At 68.4% G+C, this 21,396-nt stretch carries 23 protein-coding genes; 11 read left to right on the forward strand and 12 right to left on the reverse strand.

Going from position 1 to position 21,396, the window contains the following annotated elements; translation table 11 throughout:
• Window positions 1-105: 105 nt before the first annotated feature.
• Complete coding sequence (locus LV780_RS11255) at window positions 106-1,044, forward strand: L-threonylcarbamoyladenylate synthase (RefSeq protein ID WP_108220978.1); 939 nt, start codon at window positions 106-108, stop codon at window positions 1,042-1,044.
• A 6-nt stretch (window positions 1,045-1,050) separates the two neighbouring features.
• On the opposite strand, the gene LV780_RS11260 is transcribed toward LV780_RS11255, so the two are convergent.
• Window positions 1,051-1,629: a DNA-3-methyladenine glycosylase I gene (locus LV780_RS11260; RefSeq protein ID WP_108220977.1), complete on the reverse strand. Its 579-nt coding sequence runs from the start codon at window positions 1,627-1,629 to the stop codon at window positions 1,051-1,053.
• 90 nt (window positions 1,630-1,719) lie between these two features.
• Here LV780_RS11260 and LV780_RS11265 point away from each other — a divergent pair, with 90 nt between their 5' ends.
• The 3 genes from LV780_RS11265 to phbB all read left to right on the forward strand — a co-directional run bounded on the left by LV780_RS11265 (window position 1,720) and on the right by phbB (window position 4,683).
• Window positions 1,720-2,547, forward strand: coding sequence for an EAL domain-containing protein (locus LV780_RS11265; protein WP_108220976.1), 828 nt, complete (start codon window positions 1,720-1,722; stop codon window positions 2,545-2,547).
• 136 nt (window positions 2,548-2,683) lie between these two features.
• On the forward strand, window positions 2,684-3,859 hold the full coding sequence (locus tag LV780_RS11270) for an acetyl-CoA C-acetyltransferase (RefSeq protein ID WP_011909424.1): 1,176 nt from the start codon (window positions 2,684-2,686) through the stop codon (window positions 3,857-3,859).
• 98 nt (window positions 3,860-3,957) lie between these two features.
• A complete protein-coding gene (gene phbB, locus LV780_RS11275; RefSeq protein ID WP_011909425.1) occupies window positions 3,958-4,683 on the forward strand; it encodes a beta-ketoacyl-ACP reductase in 726 nt (241 codons plus the stop codon).
• Window positions 4,684-4,821: 138 nt separating this feature from the next.
• Here phbB and LV780_RS11280 read toward each other — a convergent pair whose 3' ends face one another.
• The 3 genes from LV780_RS11280 to LV780_RS11290 all read right to left on the reverse strand — a co-directional run bounded on the left by LV780_RS11280 (window position 4,822) and on the right by LV780_RS11290 (window position 6,067).
• Window positions 4,822-4,992: a YdcH family protein gene (locus tag LV780_RS11280; protein WP_080517441.1), complete on the reverse strand. Its 171-nt coding sequence runs from the start codon at window positions 4,990-4,992 to the stop codon at window positions 4,822-4,824.
• Window positions 4,993-5,090: 98 nt separating this feature from the next.
• Window positions 5,091-5,852 carry a tRNA1(Val) (adenine(37)-N6)-methyltransferase gene (locus tag LV780_RS11285; RefSeq protein WP_108220975.1) on the reverse strand — a complete coding sequence of 254 codons (762 nt, stop codon included), beginning with the start codon at window positions 5,850-5,852 and terminating at the stop codon, window positions 5,091-5,093.
• The gene (locus LV780_RS11290) at window positions 5,852-6,067 is read right to left on the reverse strand and encodes a putative signal transducing protein (protein WP_044248270.1); all 216 of its coding nucleotides are present in this window, start codon (window positions 6,065-6,067) and stop codon (window positions 5,852-5,854) included. Before LV780_RS11290 ends, LV780_RS11285 begins: the two co-directional genes overlap by 1 nt.
• A gap of 54 nt (window positions 6,068-6,121) precedes the next feature.
• Between LV780_RS11290 and LV780_RS11295 the strand changes: the two genes are divergently transcribed.
• Complete coding sequence (locus tag LV780_RS11295; protein ID WP_011909428.1) at window positions 6,122-7,123, forward strand: polyprenyl synthetase family protein; 1,002 nt, start codon at window positions 6,122-6,124, stop codon at window positions 7,121-7,123.
• Between the two features lie 50 nt (window positions 7,124-7,173).
• Here LV780_RS11295 and LV780_RS11300 read toward each other — a convergent pair whose 3' ends face one another.
• From LV780_RS11300 to LV780_RS11310, 3 genes are all read right to left on the reverse strand, one after another.
• Entirely contained in the window at window positions 7,174-8,010 is an 837-nt protein-coding gene (locus LV780_RS11300) for a 4-(cytidine 5'-diphospho)-2-C-methyl-D-erythritol kinase (RefSeq protein WP_011909429.1), read from the reverse strand.
• Window positions 8,003-9,703 (reverse strand): tetratricopeptide repeat protein, encoded by a 1,701-nt coding sequence (locus LV780_RS11305; RefSeq protein ID WP_108220974.1) that lies wholly within the window; start codon window positions 9,701-9,703, stop codon window positions 8,003-8,005. The genes LV780_RS11300 and LV780_RS11305 overlap by 8 nt, the downstream gene beginning before the upstream one ends.
• A gap of 99 nt (window positions 9,704-9,802) precedes the next feature.
• Window positions 9,803-11,458, reverse strand: coding sequence for an electron transfer flavoprotein-ubiquinone oxidoreductase (locus LV780_RS11310; RefSeq protein WP_108220973.1), 1,656 nt, complete (start codon window positions 11,456-11,458; stop codon window positions 9,803-9,805).
• Window positions 11,459-11,746: 288 nt separating this feature from the next.
• Between LV780_RS11310 and greA the strand changes: the two genes are divergently transcribed.
• Complete coding sequence (gene greA / locus LV780_RS11315; RefSeq protein WP_011909432.1) at window positions 11,747-12,217, forward strand: transcription elongation factor GreA; 471 nt, start codon at window positions 11,747-11,749, stop codon at window positions 12,215-12,217.
• Between the two features lie 10 nt (window positions 12,218-12,227).
• On the forward strand, window positions 12,228-13,178 hold the full coding sequence (locus tag LV780_RS11320; RefSeq protein ID WP_108220972.1) for a hypothetical protein: 951 nt from the start codon (window positions 12,228-12,230) through the stop codon (window positions 13,176-13,178).
• 4 nt (window positions 13,179-13,182) lie between these two features.
• On the opposite strand, the gene LV780_RS11325 is transcribed toward LV780_RS11320, so the two are convergent.
• From LV780_RS11325 to LV780_RS11340, 4 genes are all read right to left on the reverse strand, one after another.
• Complete coding sequence (locus LV780_RS11325; protein ID WP_108220971.1) at window positions 13,183-14,367, reverse strand: PQQ-dependent sugar dehydrogenase; 1,185 nt, start codon at window positions 14,365-14,367, stop codon at window positions 13,183-13,185.
• 103 nt (window positions 14,368-14,470) lie between these two features.
• The gene (locus tag LV780_RS11330; protein WP_108220970.1) at window positions 14,471-15,043 is read right to left on the reverse strand and encodes a Hint domain-containing protein; all 573 of its coding nucleotides are present in this window, start codon (window positions 15,041-15,043) and stop codon (window positions 14,471-14,473) included.
• 102 nt (window positions 15,044-15,145) lie between these two features.
• Window positions 15,146-15,460 (reverse strand): DMT family transporter, encoded by a 315-nt coding sequence (locus tag LV780_RS11335; protein WP_117345023.1) that lies wholly within the window; start codon window positions 15,458-15,460, stop codon window positions 15,146-15,148.
• Window positions 15,457-16,416: an acetyl-CoA carboxylase carboxyltransferase subunit alpha gene (locus tag LV780_RS11340; RefSeq protein WP_011909437.1), complete on the reverse strand. Its 960-nt coding sequence runs from the start codon at window positions 16,414-16,416 to the stop codon at window positions 15,457-15,459. The genes LV780_RS11335 and LV780_RS11340 overlap by 4 nt, the downstream gene beginning before the upstream one ends.
• A 220-nt stretch (window positions 16,417-16,636) precedes the next feature.
• Between LV780_RS11340 and LV780_RS11345 the strand changes: the two genes are divergently transcribed.
• Window positions 16,637-17,101 carry an AraC family transcriptional regulator gene (locus LV780_RS11345; protein WP_101340177.1) on the forward strand — a complete coding sequence of 155 codons (465 nt, stop codon included), beginning with the start codon at window positions 16,637-16,639 and terminating at the stop codon, window positions 17,099-17,101.
• Between the two features lie 90 nt (window positions 17,102-17,191).
• On the opposite strand, the gene LV780_RS11350 is transcribed toward LV780_RS11345, so the two are convergent.
• Window positions 17,192-18,148, reverse strand: a complete 957-nt coding sequence (locus tag LV780_RS11350) for an L-malyl-CoA/beta-methylmalyl-CoA lyase (RefSeq protein WP_101340178.1) — start codon at window positions 18,146-18,148, stop codon at window positions 17,192-17,194.
• 268 nt (window positions 18,149-18,416) lie between these two features.
• On the opposite strand from LV780_RS11350, the gene dgcN reads away from it, so the two are divergent.
• The 3 genes from dgcN (at window position 18,417) to LV780_RS11365 (ending at window position 21,355) form a co-directional block, all read left to right on the forward strand.
• Window positions 18,417-19,418: an N-acetyltransferase DgcN gene (gene dgcN / locus LV780_RS11355; protein WP_101340179.1), complete on the forward strand. Its 1,002-nt coding sequence runs from the start codon at window positions 18,417-18,419 to the stop codon at window positions 19,416-19,418.
• Between the two features lie 111 nt (window positions 19,419-19,529).
• Window positions 19,530-20,492, forward strand: coding sequence for an N-acetyl-D-Glu racemase DgcA (gene dgcA, locus LV780_RS11360; protein WP_011909441.1), 963 nt, complete (start codon window positions 19,530-19,532; stop codon window positions 20,490-20,492).
• Window positions 20,493-20,494: 2 nt separating this feature from the next.
• Window positions 20,495-21,355, forward strand: a complete 861-nt coding sequence (locus LV780_RS11365) for a D-amino-acid transaminase (protein ID WP_108220968.1) — start codon at window positions 20,495-20,497, stop codon at window positions 21,353-21,355.
• Window positions 21,356-21,396: the final 41 nt, after the last annotated feature.

Below are 21,396 nucleotides of genomic sequence, written 5' to 3' on the forward strand. Positions count from 1 at the left end.
GTCCTCCGGGAGGGGCTGCCTTGGCAAAGGCGCCGGACGGGTCTAAGTCAGCCCGAAGCCTACCTCACGCGCCTCCATCCTCAAGCTCGAACGCTGCGTCACGCGATGATTGACACCCGCCTTCTGCCCGCCACGCCCGAAGGTGTGGCCGAAGCCGCCCGGATCCTGGCCGGGGGCGGGCTCGTGGCTCTGCCGACCGAGACGGTCTATGGCCTCGCGGGCGACGCGCGTAACGACCGGGCCGTGGCGCGGATCTTCGAGGCGAAGGGCCGGCCGCAGTTCAACCCGCTGATCGTCCATGTGCCGGATCTGGAGGCCGCCTGCCGTTACGCCCGGTTCGACGCCGAGGCGCTGCGGCTGGCCGAGACCTTCTGGCCCGGCCCCCTGACCCTCGTCCTGCCGCTCGAGGGCGAGCCGGTCTCGCCCCTCGTGTCGGCCGGCCTTCCGACGGTGGCGATCCGGGTGCCCGCCCACCCGCTTGCCCAGCGGCTGATGCGCGCCTTCGGGGGCCCGCTGGCCGCGCCGTCGGCCAATCCCTCGGGCCGCGTCAGCCCGACCCGTCCCGAACATGTGCTGGAGGGGCTGGCCGGGCGGATCGAGGCGGTGCTCGACGGCGGCGCCTGCGAGGTGGGGGTGGAATCGACCATCGTCGCGCCGGGGGATCCGCCGCTCCTGCTCCGGCCCGGCGGGCTGCCCGTCGAGGCGCTGGAGGACTGCATCGGCCAGCCGCTGATCACCGGCGGCAGCTCCGAGCGGCCATCGGCGCCGGGCCAGCTCTCCTCGCACTACGCGCCCGACGCGCCCGTTCGGCTGGGCGCCACCGAGGCCGCGCCGGACGAAACCTGGATCGGCTTCGGGCGCACCGGCGGTCCGCTGAACCTGTCGCCCGGCGGCGACCTCGTCGAGGCGGCGGCCAACCTCTTCCATCTGCTGCGGCAGGCCGACCGGCTGGGCCGGCCGATCGCCGTCGCCCCGGTGCCCGAGAGGGGGCTCGGCCGCGCGATCAACGACCGGCTGCGCCGGGCGGCCTCGCCGCGTCCCTGACGCCCTTCAGGTCTCGGCCAGCCGGGCGCAGCGGTCATGCGCCGCACAGCTCACCAGATGGTCGTTCACCATGCCGGTGGCCTGCATGAAGGCATAGGTGATGGTCGGCCCGCAGAACCGGAAGCCGTTCGCCCTCAGCTCCTTCGACAGGGCCCGCGCGGCGGCCGTCTCGGTCGGAACCTCGGCCATGCTGGCGAAACGGTTCTGCACCGGCCGCCCGTCCACATGCTTCCAGAGGAAGTCCGAGAACGCCGTCTTTTCCTCGACCGCAAGGAAGGCCCGGGCATTGCCGATGGTGGCCTCGATCTTGCCGCGATGGCGCACGATGCCCGCATCGGCCAGCAACCGCGCCACCTCGGCCTCACCCCAGGAGGCGATCACGAGCGGTTCGAACCCTTCGAAGGCCGCGCGGAACGCCTCACGTTTTCTCAGGATGGTAATCCACGCCAGGCCCGCCTGAAAGCCGTCGAGGATGAGTTTCTCCCAGAGGGCACGGGAGTTCCACTCGGGAACGCCCCATTCCGTGTCATGGTAGTCGGTGTAGAGCGGATCCTGTCCGCACCAGGGGCAGCGTATGGGGTTCATATCCGAATGATAGAAATGGATGTCTGAACGTTTCCTTTACGGTTGTGGCGGCAATCTGTCATCGGATTTTGCATGGGGTTGGGTGCCGGTATGACACAGAAACGCAAACTGGATGCGGCTTCGCCGGGAGACCCTCACGATTTCGCAGCGGACGGGATCGAGAGGCAAACCCTGCGGATGGTGGAACAGGCCCTCCGGGCCGACCGGCTGATGCTGGCCTGGCAGCCCGTCGTGGTGGCGTCCGAGGCGGCGCGGACCGTCTTCCACGAAGGGCTGATCCGGGTTCTGGACGAGACGGGCCGCATCATTCCCGCCCGCGACTTCATGTCGGCCGTCGAGACGCAGGACCTCGGTCGGCTCATCGACTGCGTCTCGCTCGAGAAGGGTCTGGCCACTCTTGCGCGCCATCCGGGGCTCAGGCTCTCGATCAACATGTCGGCGCGCTCGATCGGCCACAGCCGCTGGATGCAGATCCTGCAGGGCGCCCTGCGCGCCGATCCGGATCTCGGGCCACGGCTGATCCTGGAGATCACGGAAAGCTCGGCCATGGAGGTGCCAGAGCTTGTCCTGCCCTTCATGGACGCGTTGCAGCGCGCAGGCATCTCCTTCGCCCTCGACGATTTCGGCGCAGGCTTCACCGCCTTCCGCTATCTCAAGGACTTCTTCTTCGACATCATCAAGATCGACGGCCAGTTCATCCGCAACATCCACCGCGACCCCGACAACCAGGTGCTGACGCAGGCCATGCTGTCGGTTGGCCGGCACTTCGACATGCTCACGGTGGCCGAAACCGTCGAGACCGCCGAGGAGGCCGAGTGGCTTTGTGCGGCCGGGGTGGATTGCCTGCAGGGCTACCTCTTTGGCAGACCCTGCACCCAGCCGGCCTGGCAGGCCACGGGCACGCGCCTGATCGCCTGACCCCTGCCCTCCCCCGCGCCGGTCGGCGCCTGGCAGCGCAAACATCTTGCGCAATGGCCCTCCGGTGCTTACCCGTTTTCTGCACAGCGGCGGAGAATGCCCTCTGCCGGCACCGGCTCAAGGGAGAGGATAGGACATGACCAACGTGGTAATCGTGTCGGCGGCGCGCACGGCCGTCGGCAGCTTCAACGGAGCCTTCGCCAACACGCCGGCCCATGATCTCGGCGCCGCCGTGATCGAGGCCGTGGTCGCCCGCGCCGGTATCGACAAGTCCGACGTGAGCGAGACGATCCTCGGGCAGGTGCTGACGGCGGGCCAGGGGCAGAACCCGGCGCGTCAGGCCCACATCAAGGCCGGCCTGCCGCAAGAGAGCGCCGCCTGGAGCATCAACCAGGTCTGCGGTTCGGGTCTGCGCGCGGTGGCGCTGGCCGCCCAGCATGTGCAGCTTGGCGACGCCTCGATCGTCGTGGCGGGCGGGCAGGAGAACATGAGCCTCTCGCCCCATGTCGCGCATCTGCGGGCCGGGCAGAAGATGGGTGACCTGAACTTCATCGACTCGATGATCAAGGACGGGCTGTGGGACGCCTTCAACGGCTATCATATGGGCCAGACCGCCGAGAACGTCGCCGCGAAATGGCAGATCAGCCGCGACATGCAGGACGAGTTCGCGCTGGCCAGCCAGAACAAGGCCGAGGCCGCCCAGAAGGCGGGCAAGTTCGCCGACGAGATCGTGGCCTTCACCATCAAGACCCGCAAGGGCGACGTGACGGTGGACGCCGACGAATACATCCGCCACGGCGCGACGATCGACGGGATGACCAAGCTGCGCCCCGCCTTCATCAAGGACGGCACCGTGACCGCGGCCAATGCCTCGGGCATCAACGACGGCGCGGCCGCCGTGCTGGTGATGAGCGCCGACGAGGCCGAGAAGCGGGGCCTGACGCCGCTGGCCCGCATCGCCTCCTACGCCACCGCGGGGCTTGATCCGTCGATCATGGGCGTGGGTCCGATCCACGCCAGCCGCAAGGCGCTGGAGAAGGCCGGCTGGAAGGTCGGAGACCTCGATCTGGTCGAGGCCAACGAGGCCTTTGCCGCGCAGGCCTGCGCTGTGAACAAGGACATGGGCTGGGATCCGTCCATCGTGAACGTGAACGGCGGCGCCATCGCCATCGGTCACCCGATCGGCGCCTCGGGCGCGCGCGTGCTCAACACGCTCCTGTTCGAGATGAAGCGGCGCGACGCGAAGCGCGGCCTCGCCACGCTCTGCATCGGTGGCGGCATGGGCGTCGCCATGTGCCTCGAACGCCCCTGATCCTTTCGCAGATGCAGAAAACGGGGGCGCAATTTAATTGCGCCCCCGAGCTTCGAACGATAACAGTCTTTCACAGGCAGATCTGCTGAGGAGGAATCATGTCGAAAGTCGCTCTGGTTACCGGAGGTTCGCGGGGGATTGGCGCCGCCATCTCGCTCGCTCTGAAGAACGCGGGCTACACCGTCGCCGCGAACTACGCGGGCAATGACGAGGCCGCGCAGAAGTTCACCGCCGAAACCGGCATCAAGACCTACAAGTGGTCGGTGGCCGATTATGACGCCTGCGCCGAGGGCATCGCCCGGGTCGAGGCCGAGCTCGGACCCGTTGCGGTTCTGGTGAACAACGCCGGGATCACGCGCGACTCGATGTTCCACAAGATGACGCGCGAGCAGTGGAAAGAGGTGATCGACACCAACCTCTCGGGCCTCTTCAACATGACCCATCCGGTCTGGTCCGGCATGCGCGACCGCAAGTTCGGCCGGATCATCAACATCTCGTCGATCAACGGGCAGAAGGGTCAGGCCGGTCAGGCCAACTATTCGGCCGCCAAGGCCGGCGACCTCGGCTTCACAAAGGCGCTGGCGCAGGAAGGCGCGCGGGCCGGGATCACCGTCAACGCGATCTGCCCGGGCTACATCGGGACCGAGATGGTTCGCGCCATCGACGAGAAGGTGCTGAACGAGCGCATCATCCCGCAGATCCCGGTCGGCCGCCTGGGCGAGCCCGAGGAGATCGCCCGCTGCGTGGTCTTCCTCGCCTCGGACGATGCGGGCTTCATCACCGGCTCGACCATCACGGCCAACGGCGGCCAGTATTTCACCTGAGCCTGCCGCAGAACGGAGCAAGCCGCGCAGGTCCTCCTGCGCGGCTTTTCATTTCCTCAGGTCGGGATCAACCGGCGGATGAAGCATCCCGCGCCGGACGGGAAAGGGGCACCGGACCCGAAGACCGGCGCCACGCACTCAGCACGCCTGCGACAGACGGGAGATTTCCTCTTTCAGCTTCAGCTTCCGTTTCTTCATCTCGGAGATCTTCAGGGCGTCGATGGCGGGGTTTCGCTGGGCTTTCTCCACGCTTTCCGACAGAGTCTCGTGCCTGCGGCGCAGTTCCTGCAGATGCGAAGCGACAGTCATTCTCGTCCTCCTGTGCATGATCCGAGTGTCATGAGTTCATCACAAAGGACGAGTCGTGTCACGCGAAGTCGGGCCTCTTGGCGGATCCTTGCAACCGCTCAGATCAACCTGAACGGGAAATCGCCTCCGTTGCGCAGGATGTGGGCGGCCGGGGGGGTAAAGCTCTCGCCATCGCCCTCATGGCAGGCACCTTCGTGCAGCAGGAAGGGGGGCAACAGGCGAAACGGGGCCCGGCCGCCCTTGCGCGATTGAAGGATCACTCGTTTCGCCGCGCGTCCCTCGCGTGCCTGCAACGGCAGCACGGCAATCGAGCCCATGCGCGCATCGAGGGCAGAGAGCGCATCCGGCAGGCGATCAGCCCCGAAGATGAGCGACAGAATGCCGCGGGGCGCGAGCCGGCGCACCGCGGCCTCGATCCAGAGCCCGAGGGGCGTGTCTTCCCGCATCGCCCGCTCGCGGCCGGGGTCGGTGGCCCCGGTGCCGCCGCCCGCGGGGTAGTAGGGCGGGTTCGCGATCACATGGTCGAAGCTCCGGCGCAGGACGGGCGGCATCGCCGCCAGATCGCCCTCGACCACCTCGAGGCTCACGCCATTGCGCGCGGCGTTCACGCGCGCCAGCTCGGCATAGGCGGGCTGCACCTCCAGCCCCGCAAGGCGCAGGCCGGGAACACGGGCGGCAAGACAGAGGCTTGCCACCCCTGCCCCGCAGCCAAGCTCCAGCACGCTCTGACCCGGCCGGGCCGGCACCGCGGCGGCCAGGAACACCGGATCGGTCGCCGCCCGATAGCCGCGCCCGGGCTGCAGCACCCTCAGCCGCCCGCCGAGGAATCCGTCGTCGGTCAATTCGTCCGGCGCGAACATCAGGGGGTCGTGGGAATGCCGTTGTCGGCCATCACGCGGCAGGCCCGGGCCCAATCCTCCTCCGGGACAAACAGCCGCCGCGGCAATATGCCGATCGAGCCTTCGAGGACGCTCATGTGGACGTCCACCGGAAAGGCGTCTATATCCTCGCCCTGAAGGAGCGCGGTGGCGAAGGCGATGATCGTCGGGTCGGTCGTGCGCAACAGTTCCTTCATGTCGGGGACATTGTCGGCATTGCTTCACTTTGTCGAGCAGGTTGCAGGATCGGGATGGGATTGGACGAGGTTTCGCAAAAGCCGCATGAACGGCTCGCAGCGTGGCTGGCCGGGGACATGGCCGCCGTCAACGGGCTGATCCGCGAGCGGATGGCCTCGAAGCACGCGCCCCGCATCCCCGAGGTGACGGCGCATCTGGTGGAGGCCGGCGGCAAGCGGCTGCGGCCGCTGCTGACGCTGGCCGCCGCGCGGCTCTGCGGCTACGAGGGGCCCTATCACATCCACCTCGCCGCCACGGTCGAATTCATCCACACCGCGACCCTGCTGCATGACGATGTGGTGGACGAAAGCCACCGCCGCCGGGGCAAGCCCACGGCCAACCTTCTGTGGGACAACAAGTCCTCGGTGCTGGTCGGCGACTATCTCTTCGCCCGCAGCTTCCAGCTGATGGTCGAGACCGGCTCGCTGCGCGTGATGGACATCCTCGCCAACGCCTCGGCCACGATCTCGGAAGGCGAGGTGCTGCAGCTGACTGCGGCGCAGGACCTGCGCACGACCGAGGACATCTACCTGCAGGTGGTGCGTGGCAAGACGGCGGCGCTGTTCGCCGCGGCGACCGAGGTCGGCGGCGTGGTCGCGGGCGTGCCCGAGGCGCAGGTTGCGGCGCTTCACGCCTATGGCGACGCGCTGGGGATCGCCTTCCAGATCGTCGATGACCTGCTCGACTACGGCGGCGCGGATGCCCAGATCGGCAAGAACACCGGCGACGACTTCCGCGAGCGCAAGCTGACCCTGCCCGTCATCAAGGCGGTGGCCAAGGCCGATGCCGAAGAGCGCGCCTTCTGGCAGCGCGTGATCGAGAAGGGCGACCAGCGCGAGGGCGATCTTGCGCAGGCCCATGCGATCATGGCGCGGCACGGCGCGATGGAGGCCGCGCGGCAGGACGCGCTGCATTGGGTCGCCGTGGCGCGCGAGTCGCTCACGCAGCTGCCCGAGCATCCGCTGCGCGACATGCTGCATGACCTTGCGGATTTCGTGGTCGAGCGCATCGCCTGACCGAAGGCGTGGGCCGCAGACCGGAAAGGCGCCCCTCGGGGCGCCTTTTTTCAGCCCGCCATGCGCGCGGGCTCGATCCACCAGCCCGGATGCGCGGCCCGCAGCGCCTCGGCCGCCGCGCGGGCCGGGCGCTCCTCGGCAAAGAGGCCAAAGCAGGTGGCGCCGGACCCGGACATGCGCGCGATGAGGCAGCCGGGCTCGGCCGCCAGCGCGGCACGGGTCTCGGCGACCTCGGGCGCCAGCGCGATGGCGGGCGCCTCAAGGTCGTTGCGCATGGCGGCGAGGAAGGCCGCAAGCTCGTCGGCCGAGCCCCAGTCGGGAAGTCGCTCGGGCATCGGTGGGTTGTCACGGCGGGCCAGGGCCTTGAAGACGGGCGGCGTCGGCACCGAAACGCCGGGATTGGCGAGCACCAGCCAGGCCGGCGGAAGCGGCCCCGCGAGCGGCTCAAGGATCTCGCCCACGCCGGCCATGCGCACGGCCCGCCCCTCGAGGCAGACGGGCACATCCGCCCCGAGCCGGAGCACCGCAGCGGCCTCGGGCAGCGGCCGTTGCCAAAGCTCGGCCAGCGCCTTCAGCGTCGCGGCGGCATCGGCCGACCCTCCGCCAATCCCCGAGGCCACCGGCAGGTGCTTTTCGAGCGTGATCCGCGCGCCCTGCCCGCCCATCGCGCGCGCGGCACGCAGCACGAGATTGTCGTCCGAGACCGGCAGGTTCACGGCCTGTGGACCCGTGATGGCCAGGCTGAGCGCCTCGGCCGGCTCGGTCCGCACCCGGTCGCCCACGTCGGCGAAGACCACAAGCGAATCAAGGAGATGGTAGCCGTCCGGCCGCTGGCCGGTGACATGCAGGGTCAGGTTGATCTTGGCGCGGGCAAAGGCTTCAGTCATTCGCTCTTACGGCTACGGACAAGGGTTTTGCGCCTTCCTCCGCCAGCAGCGCATCGAGGCCGACCTCGAGCTTGCGGCGGATGCGTTGCGCCTCCTGTTCCTCCGGGTCGAAGGAGAGCGCGCGGCGCCACTGGAAACGGGCCTCGAGCTTGCGCCCGACGGCCCAATAGACATCGCCGAGGTGGTCGGTCACGATCGGATCGACCGGCTCCAGGACCGAGGCCTTCTCCATCGGCTCGACCGCATCCTGATAGCGGCCAAGACGGAAATAGGCCCAGGCGAGGCTGTCGATGATGTAGCCGCTCTCGGGGCGCGCGGCGACGGCGCGCTCGATCATCGAGAGCGCCTCCTCGAGGTTCTCGCCCCGATCCACGAAGGAATAGCCGAGGTAGTTCAGCACCTGCGGCTCGTCCGGGTTGAGCGCGAGGGCCTTGCGGAAGTCGGCCTCGGCCTCGGTCCAGTGCGAGAGCCGCTCGTGGCAGATGCCGCGGCTGTAAAAGAGCGGCCAGTGCTGCCGCTCGGGCGCGGCGACGCGGGCGATGGCGGCGTCATAGGCCGCCACCGCATCGGCGTAGCGTTCCTCGCGGCGCAGCGCATCGCCAAGCGCGAGATGGACCTGCATCAGATCCGACCGGCTGCGCGCGACCGCCTGCAGCACCTCGAGCGAGGCCTCGGTCTTGCCATCGGCCCGAAGCGCCTCGGCACGGCCGATCTCGGCCACGAAGAACATCGGGTCCGAGGTGGGGATGCGCGCGTAGGTCTCGGAAGCGAGCTGGTGCTGGCCCTGATTGTCGAGGATCTGCGCCGAGAGCAGCAGGGCCTCGGTATGGTCGGGCCGCAGGAAGGTCGCCGTGCGGGCATAGAGCAGGGTCGAGCCGTCATCCACCTCGCCGCTGAGGGCGCCCGCAAGGGTGAAGAAGATCTCGGCCATCCCTTCGGTGGCGTTGCGCGCCACGTCGTAAGGCAGGGTCTCACCGGCCAGGAGGCGCGCCTCGAGCGCGTCGATGCCGGCGTCGGCGTCGGTCCCGAAGCTCTGTTTCAGCATGGCCACCGCGTCGTCGTTGCGGTCGAGCTGGCTCAGGATCTGCGCGTGGGCGATCGAGCCCCGGCGCATGACCCGCAGCGCATTGCCGTCGCGCCCCGAGAGGATCTCGTCCGCGCCCTCGAAGTCGCCCGCCGCGGCCAGCGCAAGCGCCTTGTGATAGAGGCCGAAGGCCTGAAGCCCCTGCGCCGTCGCAAGCTGGTCGAAGGCTTCGAGCGCCTCGGACATGCGTCCCGCGCCGAAGGCCGCCCAGGCAAGAGCCAGCCGATCCACGAGCGGACCGAGCCCCGTCGCATCCGCCGTGAGGATCGCCTGATAGTCCCCGCGGCCCGCGCGGTCCGCAAGCAGCACGAGGGCCGCCGCCTGCGACCCTGCCCCCGCCTCGGTGAGGCGCGTGGCAAGCGGCACGGCCTTGCCCAGCTCGCCCAGCGAAAAGTCCGAGATCAGCGCACCTTCGATCAGGCTCTGGTTGTTGGGATCGGCCACAAGGGCGCGCGTGAACCAGTTGGAGGCGGCGCGGTAGTCGCTGCTGGCCGCGGCGACGCGGGCGGCGAGATAGGCCCCCGCATCCTGTTGCTGTCCCTGCGCCGTCACCGGCAGAAGCGCCGCCAGCGCCAGAGCCAGAACCGGCCGCATCAGGATGTTCGCCATCGTCACTCGCCTCCGCTTTCCGGCAACGCTAGTCTTGCCGCGGGGGCAAGGCAATGCAGGCAGGGGCGGAACCGCGCTGCTCTCGCAAATGTCAGACGCTCACATGTTGGGATAGTTCGGGCCATCCCCGCCCTGCGGCGTCGCCCAGTCGATGTTCTGGCTGGGATCCTTGATGTCGCAGGTCTTGCAGTGCACGCAGTTCTGGAAGTTGATCACGAAGCGCGGATCGCGTCCGGCCTCGCTCACCACCTCATAGACGCCCGCGGGGCAATAGCGTTGCGCGGGCTCCGCGAACTTCGGCAGGTTGACCACGATCGGCACCGACGGATCGCGGAGCCTGAGATGCGCGGGCTGGCTTTCCTCATGGTTGGTGAAGGAGAAGGCCACGTTCGTCAGCCGGTCGAAGGACAGGACGCCGTCGGGCTTGGGATAGTCGATCGGCGCGAAGTCCTTGGCCAGCCCGGTGTCGGCCGCATCGCTCTTGTGGTGCTTCATCGTGCCGAAGAACGAGAAGTTGAACAGGCTGTTCGTCCACATGTCGAGCCCGCCCAGCGCCATCGAGGCATAGAGCCCGAGATGCGACCAGATCGGCTTGACGTTGCGGACCTTCCAGAGATCCTTGCCGATCGGGCCGGTGCGGACCTCCTGCTCGTAGTCCGACAGTTCGTCGCCCTGCCGGCCGGCCTTGATCGCGGCATGGGCGGCCTCGGCCGCGGCCTTGCCCGACAGCATCGCATTGTGGTTGCCCTTGATGCGCGGCACGTTGACCATGCCTGCCGAGCATCCCAGGAGCGCGCCGCCCGGGAAGACCATCTTCGGCAGCGACTGGAAGCCGCCCTCCGAGATCGCGCGCGCGCCGTAGGCCACCCGCTTGCCGCCCTTCAGCAGCTCGGCCACCATCGGATGGTGCTTGAACCGCTGGAACTCCTGATAGGGGTAGAGGTGGGGGTTCTCGTAGTTCAGGTGAACGACGAGGCCGATGAAGACCTGATTGTTCTCGGCGTGATAGATGAACGAACCGCCGCCCGCATTCTTGCCCAGCGGCCAGCCCATCGTGTGCCAGATCCGGCCCGGCTTGTGCTTGGCCGGGTCGATCTCCCAGATCTCCTTCATGCCGAGGCCGTATTTCTGCGGCCCATAGCCATTGCGCAGGTCGAACTTCGCCATCACCTGCTTCGAGAGCGAGCCGCGCACGCCTTCGGCCAGCAGCACATACTTGCCCAGAAGCTCCATCCCCGGCTCGTAGTTCGGGCCGGGCGTGCCGTCGGCGTTCCTGCCGAACTCGCCCGCCACGACGCCGCGAACCTCGCCGGTCTCGCCATAGACCAGTTCCGAGCAGGCCATGCCGGGGAAGATCTCCACCCCCATCTCCTCGGCCTGCGTGGCCAGCCAGCGGCAGACGTTGCCCATCGACACGACGTAGTTGCCGTGGTTGTCCATCAGCTTGGGCACCGGCCAGGAGGGCAGCATGGTCTGGCCCGCAGGGGTGAGGACGAAGAAATGATCCTCGGTCACCGGCGTGTTCAGCGGCGCGCCCTTCTCCTTCCAGTCGGGAATGAGCGCGTTCAGCCCCACCGGATCGAGCACCGCGCCCGAGAGGATGTGCGCGCCCACCTCGGACCCTTTCTCGAGCAGGACGACCGACAGATCCGGGTCGAGCTGTTTCAGACGGATGGCCGCCGACAGACCGGCAGGACCGCCCCCCACGATGACGACATCATATTCCATCTGCTCGCGGGGGGTCTGTTCGGTCATCAGGCGATCCTCTGGCGGGCCTTGCGGTCCGGCTGGAAAAGGCTGTTGGGATGGCAGCGGCTGTCAAGACGTCCGTCGTTCCTGCAACATGGATGGCGCAAGGTCAATCGTGACGCGGCGATCCGCCCGCCGCCGCACCGCGACAAAAGCTGCGAACGCGCGGTGCCCCGCCCTCGGGGCATTGACCCCCTTGCAATCGCCGCCCCCATCGGATCAGGTGAGGGGAACGCAAGCGCAAGGTCATGGCCCCGCCCGGGCCGTGGCTTTCTGTTTTTCTGGTGAAGGCAGATGGAAAAGATCCCGATGACCCGCGCAGGCTTCGCCGCGCTCGACGACGAACTCAAGCTGCTGAAGACCGTGGAGCGCCCCGCCGTCATCCGCGCGATCGCCGAGGCGCGCGAACATGGCGACCTTTCGGAGAATGCCGAATATCACGCCGCCCGTGAAAAGCAGAGCTTCATCGAAGGCCGCATCAAGGAGCTGGAAGCGCTCCTGTCGCTGGCCGAGGTGATTGATCCGGCCAGGCTGTCGGGCTCGATCAAGTTCGGCGCGACGGTGACGATCCTCGACGAGGAGACCGAGGAGGAGAAGACCTACCAGATCGTCGGCGAGGCCGAGGCCGACATCGAGAACGGTCTGCTCAACATCAAGTCGCCGCTTGCCCGCGCGCTGATCGGCAAGGACGAGGGCGACTCGATCGAGGTCAAGACGCCCGGCGGGGAACGCGGGTACGAGGTGGTCTCGGTCCGGTTCGTCTGACGAGGGTGCCATGGCCGAGCCGCAGGACAAGCCCGTCGATCTGGGGTTCTACGCCCGCGAGCGGCTGGCCGCGCTCTCGCCGCTCGAGGCGGGCGTGGCGGGCGCGGGCCTGCTCTGGACCTTCTCGGTCGCGCTTCACCTGATCTTCCGGGGCGGGGAGAGCGTCTTCGCCCATGTTCTCGCCATCCTCGCCGTGGTGCTGCCACTGGTGCTGACCGTGGCGATGGTGCAGTTCCTGCGCATCATCCGCCAGTTGCGCGCCGAGAACGAGCGGATGGCAAGTGCGGTCGATGCAATGCGCAAGGCCCATCTCGTGAGCCAGCAGGGCGGAGCCGCCCGCGTGGCCCTCGAGAAGCGGGTCGAGGAACTGGCCGTGGCGCAGCACCACCTCGACCTGCAACTGGCCGCGCTCTTTCCACCCGAGGAGCCGACCCCGGCGCCGGCCGAGCATCAGCCCGCGCTGGAGTTGGGTGGGCCGCGCAAGCGCGCGCCGCTGACCATGGCCGATCTGGTGCGGGCGATGAACTTCCCCGAGAGCGCCGAGGACCGGGCGGGATTCCGCGCCCTCCGCCGTGCCCTCGAGGATCCGGCCTCGTCCAAGCTCATCCGCGCGGCGCAGGATGTCCTGACACTCCTGAGCCAGATCGGCCTCTTCATGGAGGATCTCCAGCCCGATCGGGCCCGCCCCGAGATCTGGCGCCGCTTTGCCGAAGGAGAGCGGGGGCGGGCCATCTCGGATCTGGGCGGGATCCATGACAAGGATGCGCTGGCCTCGGTCACGGCGAAGATGCGCGAGGATCCCGTCTTCCGCGACGCGGCCCACCATTTCCTGCGCGCCTTTGACCGGACGGTGTCGCAGTTCGCCGCCACGGCCAATGACGGCGAGATCGCCGAGATGGCCGAGACCCGCACCACCCGCGCCTTCATGCTGATCAGCCGCGCCTCGGGCACCTTCGACTGAGGCCTCAGCCCTCCGGCGTGGCGGGCGTCACGCGGAGGATTTCGCCGTCCGGAGCATCGATCAGCAGCAGAAGCTCGCCCTCGGCGGTCTCCTCCACGTCGCGCACACGGCCCACCTCACGCAGAAGGTGCTCCTCTCCGGCCACCCGGTCTCCGTCGATCTCGAGCCGCACGAGCCCGCCGGGGCTGAGCGAGCTGACCAGCAGGTTGCCCTGCCACCCCTCGAACGCCGCGCCCTGGTAGAAGACCATGCCCGCAGGCGCGATCACGGGATCCCAGTAATAGGCGGGCTCGGTGAAGCCCTCGCCCCGCGGCTCGCCCGTGCCGATGGGGGTGCCGTCATAGTTCACGCCATAGCTCACCTCCGGCCAGCCGTAGTTGGCGCCCGCCTCGATCAGGTTGAGTTCGTCCCCGCCCTTGGGGCCGTGCTCGATGATCCAGAGCCGCCCGTCGGGAGCGAAATCGGCGCTCTGGATGTTGCGGTGCCCGTAGGTCCAGATCGTTTCGAGCCCCTCGCCCTCGGCGAACGGATTGCCCTCGGGCACCGAGCCGTCCAGCGCAACGCGGATCACCTTGCCGTAGCTTGTGCCCAGATCCTGCGCGCGATCCCGCTCGGCTTCGATCGAATGTTCGCCCGTGGTGATGAAGGCATGACCCTGGCCGTCAAAGACGATGCGCGAGCCGTAATGCATGGCGGCCGCCGAAGGGGGCTCCTGCACGAAGATGTCCTCGACCTCGGTCACTTCGGTCAGATCGTCCGAGAGGATGCCGCGGGCGGCGGCCGTCACGGTGCCGCCCTCGACCGACTTGGCGTAGGTCCAGTAGATCCTCCGATCATTGGCGAAGTCGGGCCCCACGGCCACGTCCAGCAGCCCGCCCTGCCGCCGCGCATCGACCTCGGGCAGGCCAGCGATCGGATCGGACAGGTCGCCGTCTTCCGAGACCACCCTGAGCCGCCCCGGTCGCTCGGTCACCAACCAACCGCCCTCGGGCAGCGTGGCAATGCCCCAGGGATGCTCCAGCCCGCCGACGAAGCTCCGGGCCTCCACCTCGGTGTCGGGCAGGGCCGGGGCGCGGGTCTGGTTCTCGAACGCCGGTTCGAAGTCGGTGTTGGCGGGCCCCTGCTCCACCGGCTGCGCGAGAGCGGTCGCGGGGGCGAGCAGAAGGGCAAGTGGCATCAGGCGCTTCATCGTGACGTCTCCCTGTCGGTTCCGCCCCGGCAACGGGCCGCATCCGGCCCGGTTCCAGCGACTCACCCGCTCGTGACAGGAATCGACGCCTGCCGCAGGTCGATCACCCACCGGGCACTCCCTGACGTTCCACCGAAGGCCTGCCGCGGAACAGCGGCTCGCAGCCGAAGAGGATGCGACGGCGCGCCGAGGCGCAGAGCAGATTCTCGACCAGCAGCGCCGCCCCGTCATCGAGCACGAGGCGCGTGGCCGCCACGGGCCTCTCGGGCTGGCGTTGCGTGACGCCGCGGCCGTTGACCAGCGCCACCGCGGGAACGAGCGCGTCCTGTTGCCGCCGATCGGGGAGGACAAGACGTTGATCCGGCAGAACCAGCAGGGCGGCCGACGGCCCATCCGGGCCCAGCGCGCCGGCCGCGATCCGAACCGGCCAGAGGCGCGGGTCGCCGAGAAGTTCGGGTTGCAGGGCCCGACGCTCCACCGCCTTGAGCGGCAGGTAATGCCCCCCACGGCACCACAGCAGATCCCCCGGACAAAGCGCGCCGACAGCGCGAAGACCCCGGTCGGTCAGAACGCGCGCCTCATCGGGAAAGAGCCCCTCGGCCTGCGCGGCGGCCTCATCCTCTTCCGGGAGCCACCGGACGGTGAATCTGCGCCCGTTCCAGACCTTCGTGAACATTTCCAGCCTCCGCTTCAGCAGCGAAAGCTCGCAGGGGGACGTTTCGGGAAGGTTGCCGCCCCGGCCCTCAGTGCGTCGAATTGTCGGAAACCGGCCGCCGCCTCAGGCGAACTTGAGCGCCACGACCCCCGCCACGATGAGCGCGATCCCCCCGAGCCGGAGCGGAGAGGCGGGCTCACCGAACAGCGCCATGGCGAGAAGCGCCGTTCCCACGACGCCGATGCCCACCCAGACCGCGTAGGCCGTGCCGACCGGCAGGCTCTTCATGGCCAGGCTCAGGACCCAGAAGCTCGCCAGCGCCCCGACGACCGTCAGCACGCTCGGCACCGGGCGGGTGAAGCCATCCGAATATTTCAGACCCAGCGCCCAGCCGGTCTCGAGCAGGCCCGCGACCAGCACCAGAAGCCAGGCACTCACGCCGCGAGGCCCTTTGACCCCATGTCGAGGAACTTGTTGCGACGGTCCTTGATCAGCCAGTCAGGCTTGCGGCCCACCAGCTCCTTCAGCATCATCTCGATGGCCTTGCCCACGGCCTCGACCGTCTCGCGCCGGCCGCGCTGCGCGCCGCCCAGCGGCTCCTTGATGATGCGGTCGATGACGCCCAGCTTGTGCAGGTCCTGCGCGGTCAGGCGCAGCGCCTCGGCCGCCTCGCGCATCTTCTCGGCGTCCTTCCACAGGATCGAGGCGCAGCCCTCGGGCGAGATCACGGAATAGACGGAATGTTCCAGCATCGCGATCCGGTTCGCCGTGGCCAGCGCCACCGCCCCGCCCGAGCCGCCCTCGCCGATCACCACCGTCACCAGCGGCACGCCCAGCTCCAGGCATTTCTGCGTGGCGCGCGCGATGGCCTCGGCCTGGCCGCGCTCTTCCGCGCCCTTGCCGGGATAGGCGCCGGGCGTGTCGACCAGCGTGACGACCGGCAGCCGGAAGCGGTGCGCGAGATCCATCAGGCGGATCGCCTTGCGGTAGCCCTCGGGCCGCGCCATGCCGAAGTTGCGCTCGATCCGGGTCTTGGTGTCGTGGCCCTTCTCCTGCCCGATCACCACCACCGGGTTGTCGTTGAACCGTGCGAGCCCGCCCATGATCGCATGATCGTCGGCAAAGTTCCGATCCCCGGCGAGCGGCATGTATTCGGTGAAGAGCCCCTCGATATAGTCCTTGCAGTGCGGACGGTCGGGGTGGCGCGCGACCTGGCACTTCCGCCAGGGCGTCAGATCCTTGTAGAGGTCCTTCAGCAGCGCCTCGGCCTTGCGGTCGAGCGCCGCCGCCTCCTTCTCGACGTCCATCTCCTTGTTGCCCCGCGCGAGCGCGCGCAGCTCCTCGGCCTTGCCCTCGATCTCGGAGAGAGGCTTTTCGAATTCGAGATAGTTCATCGCGGACACTCCGTGCGGACCGGCCCGGTATATGCAGCCGGGCGGGGGCAAATGCAACATGAGGACCGGGACGCTGCGACGCAGGCGGCCGCACCGGCCGATGCAAAAGCGCCGCAGGAACGCCGTCCGCGCCCGCCCCCGGTCAAGATGCCACACGAGACAGGGGCACGAAATGGGCCAACATGGTCCGGTGTCCGTGTCGAGTTGAGGAGCCAAGGCCATGTACCCCGTGCATATCCGCGAAGAGACCCCTCGCCGCCTCGCTGCCCTGCGCCATGCCGGCGCGTTCGAGGAGATCGGCTGCACCTTCGGCCAGACCTGCCAGATCCTCGAGGAGCGGGGCCTGCTGTCGCAGGCCGGCTGCATGATCGGCATCTACTGGGACAATCCCGTCCTCACCCCTCCGGGCGCGCTGCACAGCCATGCGGCGATCCAGGCGCCCGAGACGATGCCCATCGCCGCCCCGCTCGAGGAGCTGCGTCTGGCCGGCGGGCGCCATGCCGTCCTGCGCTACACCGGGCCCTACTCGGGTCTTGCCGATGCCTACCGTTACATCTTCAACGACTGGCTGCCCGCCGCCGGCGAGGTGCAGGCCGAGGGGCCGGTGATCGAGATCTACCGCAACGCGGCGATGGAGACGCCGTCGAACGAGCTGGTGACCGAAATCTGCGTGCCGCTGCTCTGAAGACAGCGACGCCCCGGACCGGGGTCCGGGGCGTGCGTCCTCCCGATTTGCTGCGGCTTGCCTCCCAACTCACCGCAGCTCCGGTATGGCTCAGGCTGAGATCATTTCCGCCTGCCTTACGATCACTTCTGCCTGTTTGATGGACGCGATGTCAACAAGTCTTCCCTTGTAAACCGTCGCTCCTTCCCCACGCGCCTTGGCGGCTTCCATCGCGGCGAGGATCTCGCGCGCCTCGGCTACCGCCTTGTCGGAGGGGGTGAATACCTCGTTCGCCAGAGCCACCTGCTTGGGGTGGATGGCCCACTTGCCCACCATGCCAAGGGTGGCCGAGCGGCGCGCCTGGGCGCGGAAGCCCTCATCGTCCGAGAAGTCGCCGAAGGGGCCATCCACCGGCAGGATCCCATGCGTGCGGCAGGCCGCAACGATGGCTGCCTGCGCCCAGTGCCACGGATCGGACCAGTGCTTCTGCCCCTCATGCAACATGTAGTAGTTTTCCTGCGTCCCACCGATACCCGTGGTCTGCATCCCCATCGACGCGGCGAAATCGGCGGCGCCGAGGCTCATGGCCTGCAACCGGGGAGACGCGGCGGCAATCTCCTCGACATGGGCGATGCCGGCGGCTGATTCGATGATCACCTCGAAGCTGACGGGCTTCGTGCGGCCCTTGGCGCGCTCGATGGCCGTCACCAGCGCATCGACCGCATAGACGTCGGCGGCGCAGCCCACCTTGGGGATCATGATCTGGTCCAGCCGATCGCCCGCCTGCTCGAGCAGGTCCACCACGTCGCGATACCAGAAGGGCGTGTCGAGCCCGTTGATCCGCACCGAGAGATACTTCTTTCCCCAGTCGAGCGTGTTGATCGCCTCGATGATGTTCAGGCGGGCCTGAGCCTTGTCGTCGGGCGCAACCGAATCTTCCAGATCGAGATTGATCACGTCCGCCGCCGAGGCCGCCATCTTCTCGAACAGGGCGGGCCGCGAGCCGGGACCGAACAGCTGGCAGCGGTTCGGACGGGCGGGCGGCGGAGGCTGAAGTCGGAAGCTCATCGGATCTCTCGGCAATGAAGTTTCATCTCTCTGGCGCAATTGGTTATTATATTGCGCTGCGCGGCGCAAGGGTGTTTCGCGCCTGCAGAAACCCATGGTCCGCGGATCAGAGATTGCGCGAAACCGACCCGCAACGCAGCAATCTTCGAGCGATGCGCCCATCCGCCGAACAATGTTGTGCATGTGCTGCGTTACGAAGGATGAATCGCGATGCAATTCGCAAGAATGCCGCGCATGATCCCCAGGGTCACTCTCAAGGAACCCCGACATGATCCAGACACCCTACCTGCTCTTTCTCGGCGATGCGCCGGACGCTCTGGCCGCCAAGGTGGCGCAGGGCATCAAGGACTGGCGCCCCGAATTCGCGGTGGGCCAGTACCGGATGGAGGGGTGCAAGGCCGACATGGGCCTGCCGGACATGACGCTGGCCGAGGCGAAGGCGGCGGGCTGCAAGACGCTGGTGATCGGCGTGGCCAACCGCGGCGGCGTGATCTCGCAGGCCTGGAAGAAGGTGCTGATCGCCGCCCTCGAGGAAGGGTTCGACCTCGCCTCGGGCCTGCACAACCTCCTGCGCGACGAAGAGGATCTGGCCGCCGTCGCCCGCGCCACCGGCCGCGCGCTGCATGACGTGCGCGTGCCGGAGGTGGATTATCCGATCGCCAACGGCCGCAAGCGGAGCGGCAAGCGGATGCTGGCCGTGGGCACCGACTGCTCGATCGGCAAGATGTACACGGCGCTCTGCATCGACCGCGAGATGCGCGAGCGCGGGCTGAAGTGCAGCTTCCGCGCGACGGGCCAGACCGGCATCCTCATCACCGGCGACGGCGTGCCGCTCGACGCGGTGATCGCGGACTTCATGGCGGGCTCGATCGAATATCTCACGCCCGACAACGACGCCGACCACTGGGACCTGATCGAGGGTCAGGGCTCGCTCTTCCATGTCAGCTACTCGGGCGTCACGCTGGCCCTGATCCACGGCGGGCAGCCCGATGCGCTGATCATCTGCCACGAGCCGACGCGGACCCACATGCGCGGCCTGCCCGACTATACCCTGCCCTCGATCGAGCAGGTGCGTGACGCCGCGCTCGCCATGGCGCGGGTGGCCAATCCCGCCTGCGTGGCGGTGGGCTGCGCGATCAACACCCAGGCGCTCTCGGACGAGGAGGCGCGGGCCTATTGCGCCGAGGTCGAGGCTCGCACCGGCCTGCCGACGGTCGATCCGTTCCGCCATGGCGCCGGCCGTCTGGTCGATGCGCTGATGGCCGTGTAGCCTCCGCTTCCGCAGGGCCTGCGCCGGCCGGGCCCGTCCCGGCCGGTCCGCGGCCCGCCCCGCCTGCGGGTCCGCCCGCAGCCCTGGACACGCACGGCCGGAGGAGCCGCCATGATCACCGTCACCCCCGAGAGCTTCCGGCTCGCGGAAACCTTCACCATCTCGCGCGGCTCGCGCACCGAGGCGCATGTGCTGACCGTCACGGTCACGCGCGCGGGCCTCAAGGGGCGGGGCGAATGCGTCCCCTACTCCCGCTACGGCGAGACGCTGGACAGCGTCGCCGCCCAGATCGCCACCCTGCCCGAGAACCTGACGCGGGCCGATCTCCAGTCGCTGCTGCCCGCGGGCGCCGCGCGGAATGCGGTCGATTGCGCGCTCTGGGATCTCGAGGCCAAGGATTCCGGCAAGCGCGTCTGGCAGCTTCTGGGCCTGCCCGCGCCGCAGCCGCAGGTCACGGCCTTCACCCTCTCGCTCGACACACCCGAGAAGATGCAGGCCGCGGCGGCGCGAAACGCGCACCGGCCGCTCCTGAAGATCAAGCTCGGCACGCCCGACGACATGCCCCGGCTCGAGGCGGTGCGCCGAGGCGCGCCCGCGACGCGGATCATCGTGGATGCGAACGAGGGCTGGACCGCCGATGTCTATTCCGACCTCGCGCCGCATCTCCTGCGCCTGGGCGTCGCGCTGGTCGAACAGCCGCTGCCGGCCGATCAGGACGAGCTGCTGGCCGAGATCGCCCGCCCGCTGCCGGTCTGCGCCGACGAATCCTGCCACGACCGCCACTCGCTGCCCGGCCTCAAGGGCAAGTATGACGTGATCAACATCAAGCTCGACAAGACCGGCGGGCTGACCGAGGCGCTGGCGCTGCGCGACGCGGCGCGGGCCGAGGGTTTCGATCTGATGGTCGGCTGCATGGTGGGCAGCTCGCTTGCGATGGCGCCGGCCACGCTTGTTGCGCAGGGTGCGTCTTACGTCGATCTTGACGGCCCTCTCCTTCTGGCCGAAGACCGCGAGCAGCCGCTCGTCTTCGACGAGGCCGGCATCCATCCTCCATCCGCCGAACTCTGGGGTTGAACATGAGCCGCACCGTCTATGTGAACGGGGAGTATCTCCCCGAGGAAGAAGCCACTGTCTCGATCTTCGACCGGGGCTTCCTGATGGCCGACGGCGTCTATGAGGTCACGTCGGTCCTCGGCGGCAAGCTGATCGACTTCCCGGGCCATGCCGCGCGCCTCGAACGGTCGCTGAACGAGCTCGAGATGGCCGTGCCGATGAGCACGGAGGAGTTGCTCGAGGTTCACCGCGAACTGGTGGCGCGCAACGGGATCGATGAGGGGCTCGTCTATCTCCAGATCACCCGCGGCAATCCCGGCGACCGCGACTTCGCCTTCCCGCCGGCCGACACGAAGCCGACCGTGGTGCTCTTCACCCAGTCGAAGCCGGGCCTGGCCGCCAATCCGGTCGCCCAGGTCGGCATCAAGGTCATCTCGATCCCGGACATCCGCTGGGGCCGGCGCGACATCAAGACGGTGCAGCTGCTCTATCCGTCGATGGCCAAGATGGCGGCGAAGAAGGCCCATGTCGATGACGCCTGGTTCGTCGAGGACGGGTTCGTGACCGAAGGCACCTCGAACAACGTCTATATCGTGAAGGGCGGCAAGATCGTCACCCGCGACCTGTCCAACGACATCCTGCACGGGATCACCCGCGCCGCCGTCGTCCGCTTCGCGCGCGAGGCGCAGATGGAGGTCGAGGAGCGCCCCTTCACCATCGAGGAAGCGCAGGGCGCCGACGAGGCCTTCTTCACCTCGGCCTCGGCGTTCGTGCTGCCGGTGGTCGAGATCGACGGCAAAGCGGTGGGCACCGGCACGCCGGGCCCCGTGGCCGCCCGCCTGCGCGAACTCTACCTCGAGGAAAGCCTGAAAGCCGCCGTCTGAGCGGCGACCAAACAGCGGAACCGGACGGGCGGCCAGGGCCG

It is taken from the genome of Cereibacter azotoformans (genome assembly GCF_021391315.1).
Lineage (GTDB): Bacteria > Pseudomonadota > Alphaproteobacteria > Rhodobacterales > Rhodobacteraceae > Cereibacter_A > Cereibacter_A azotoformans.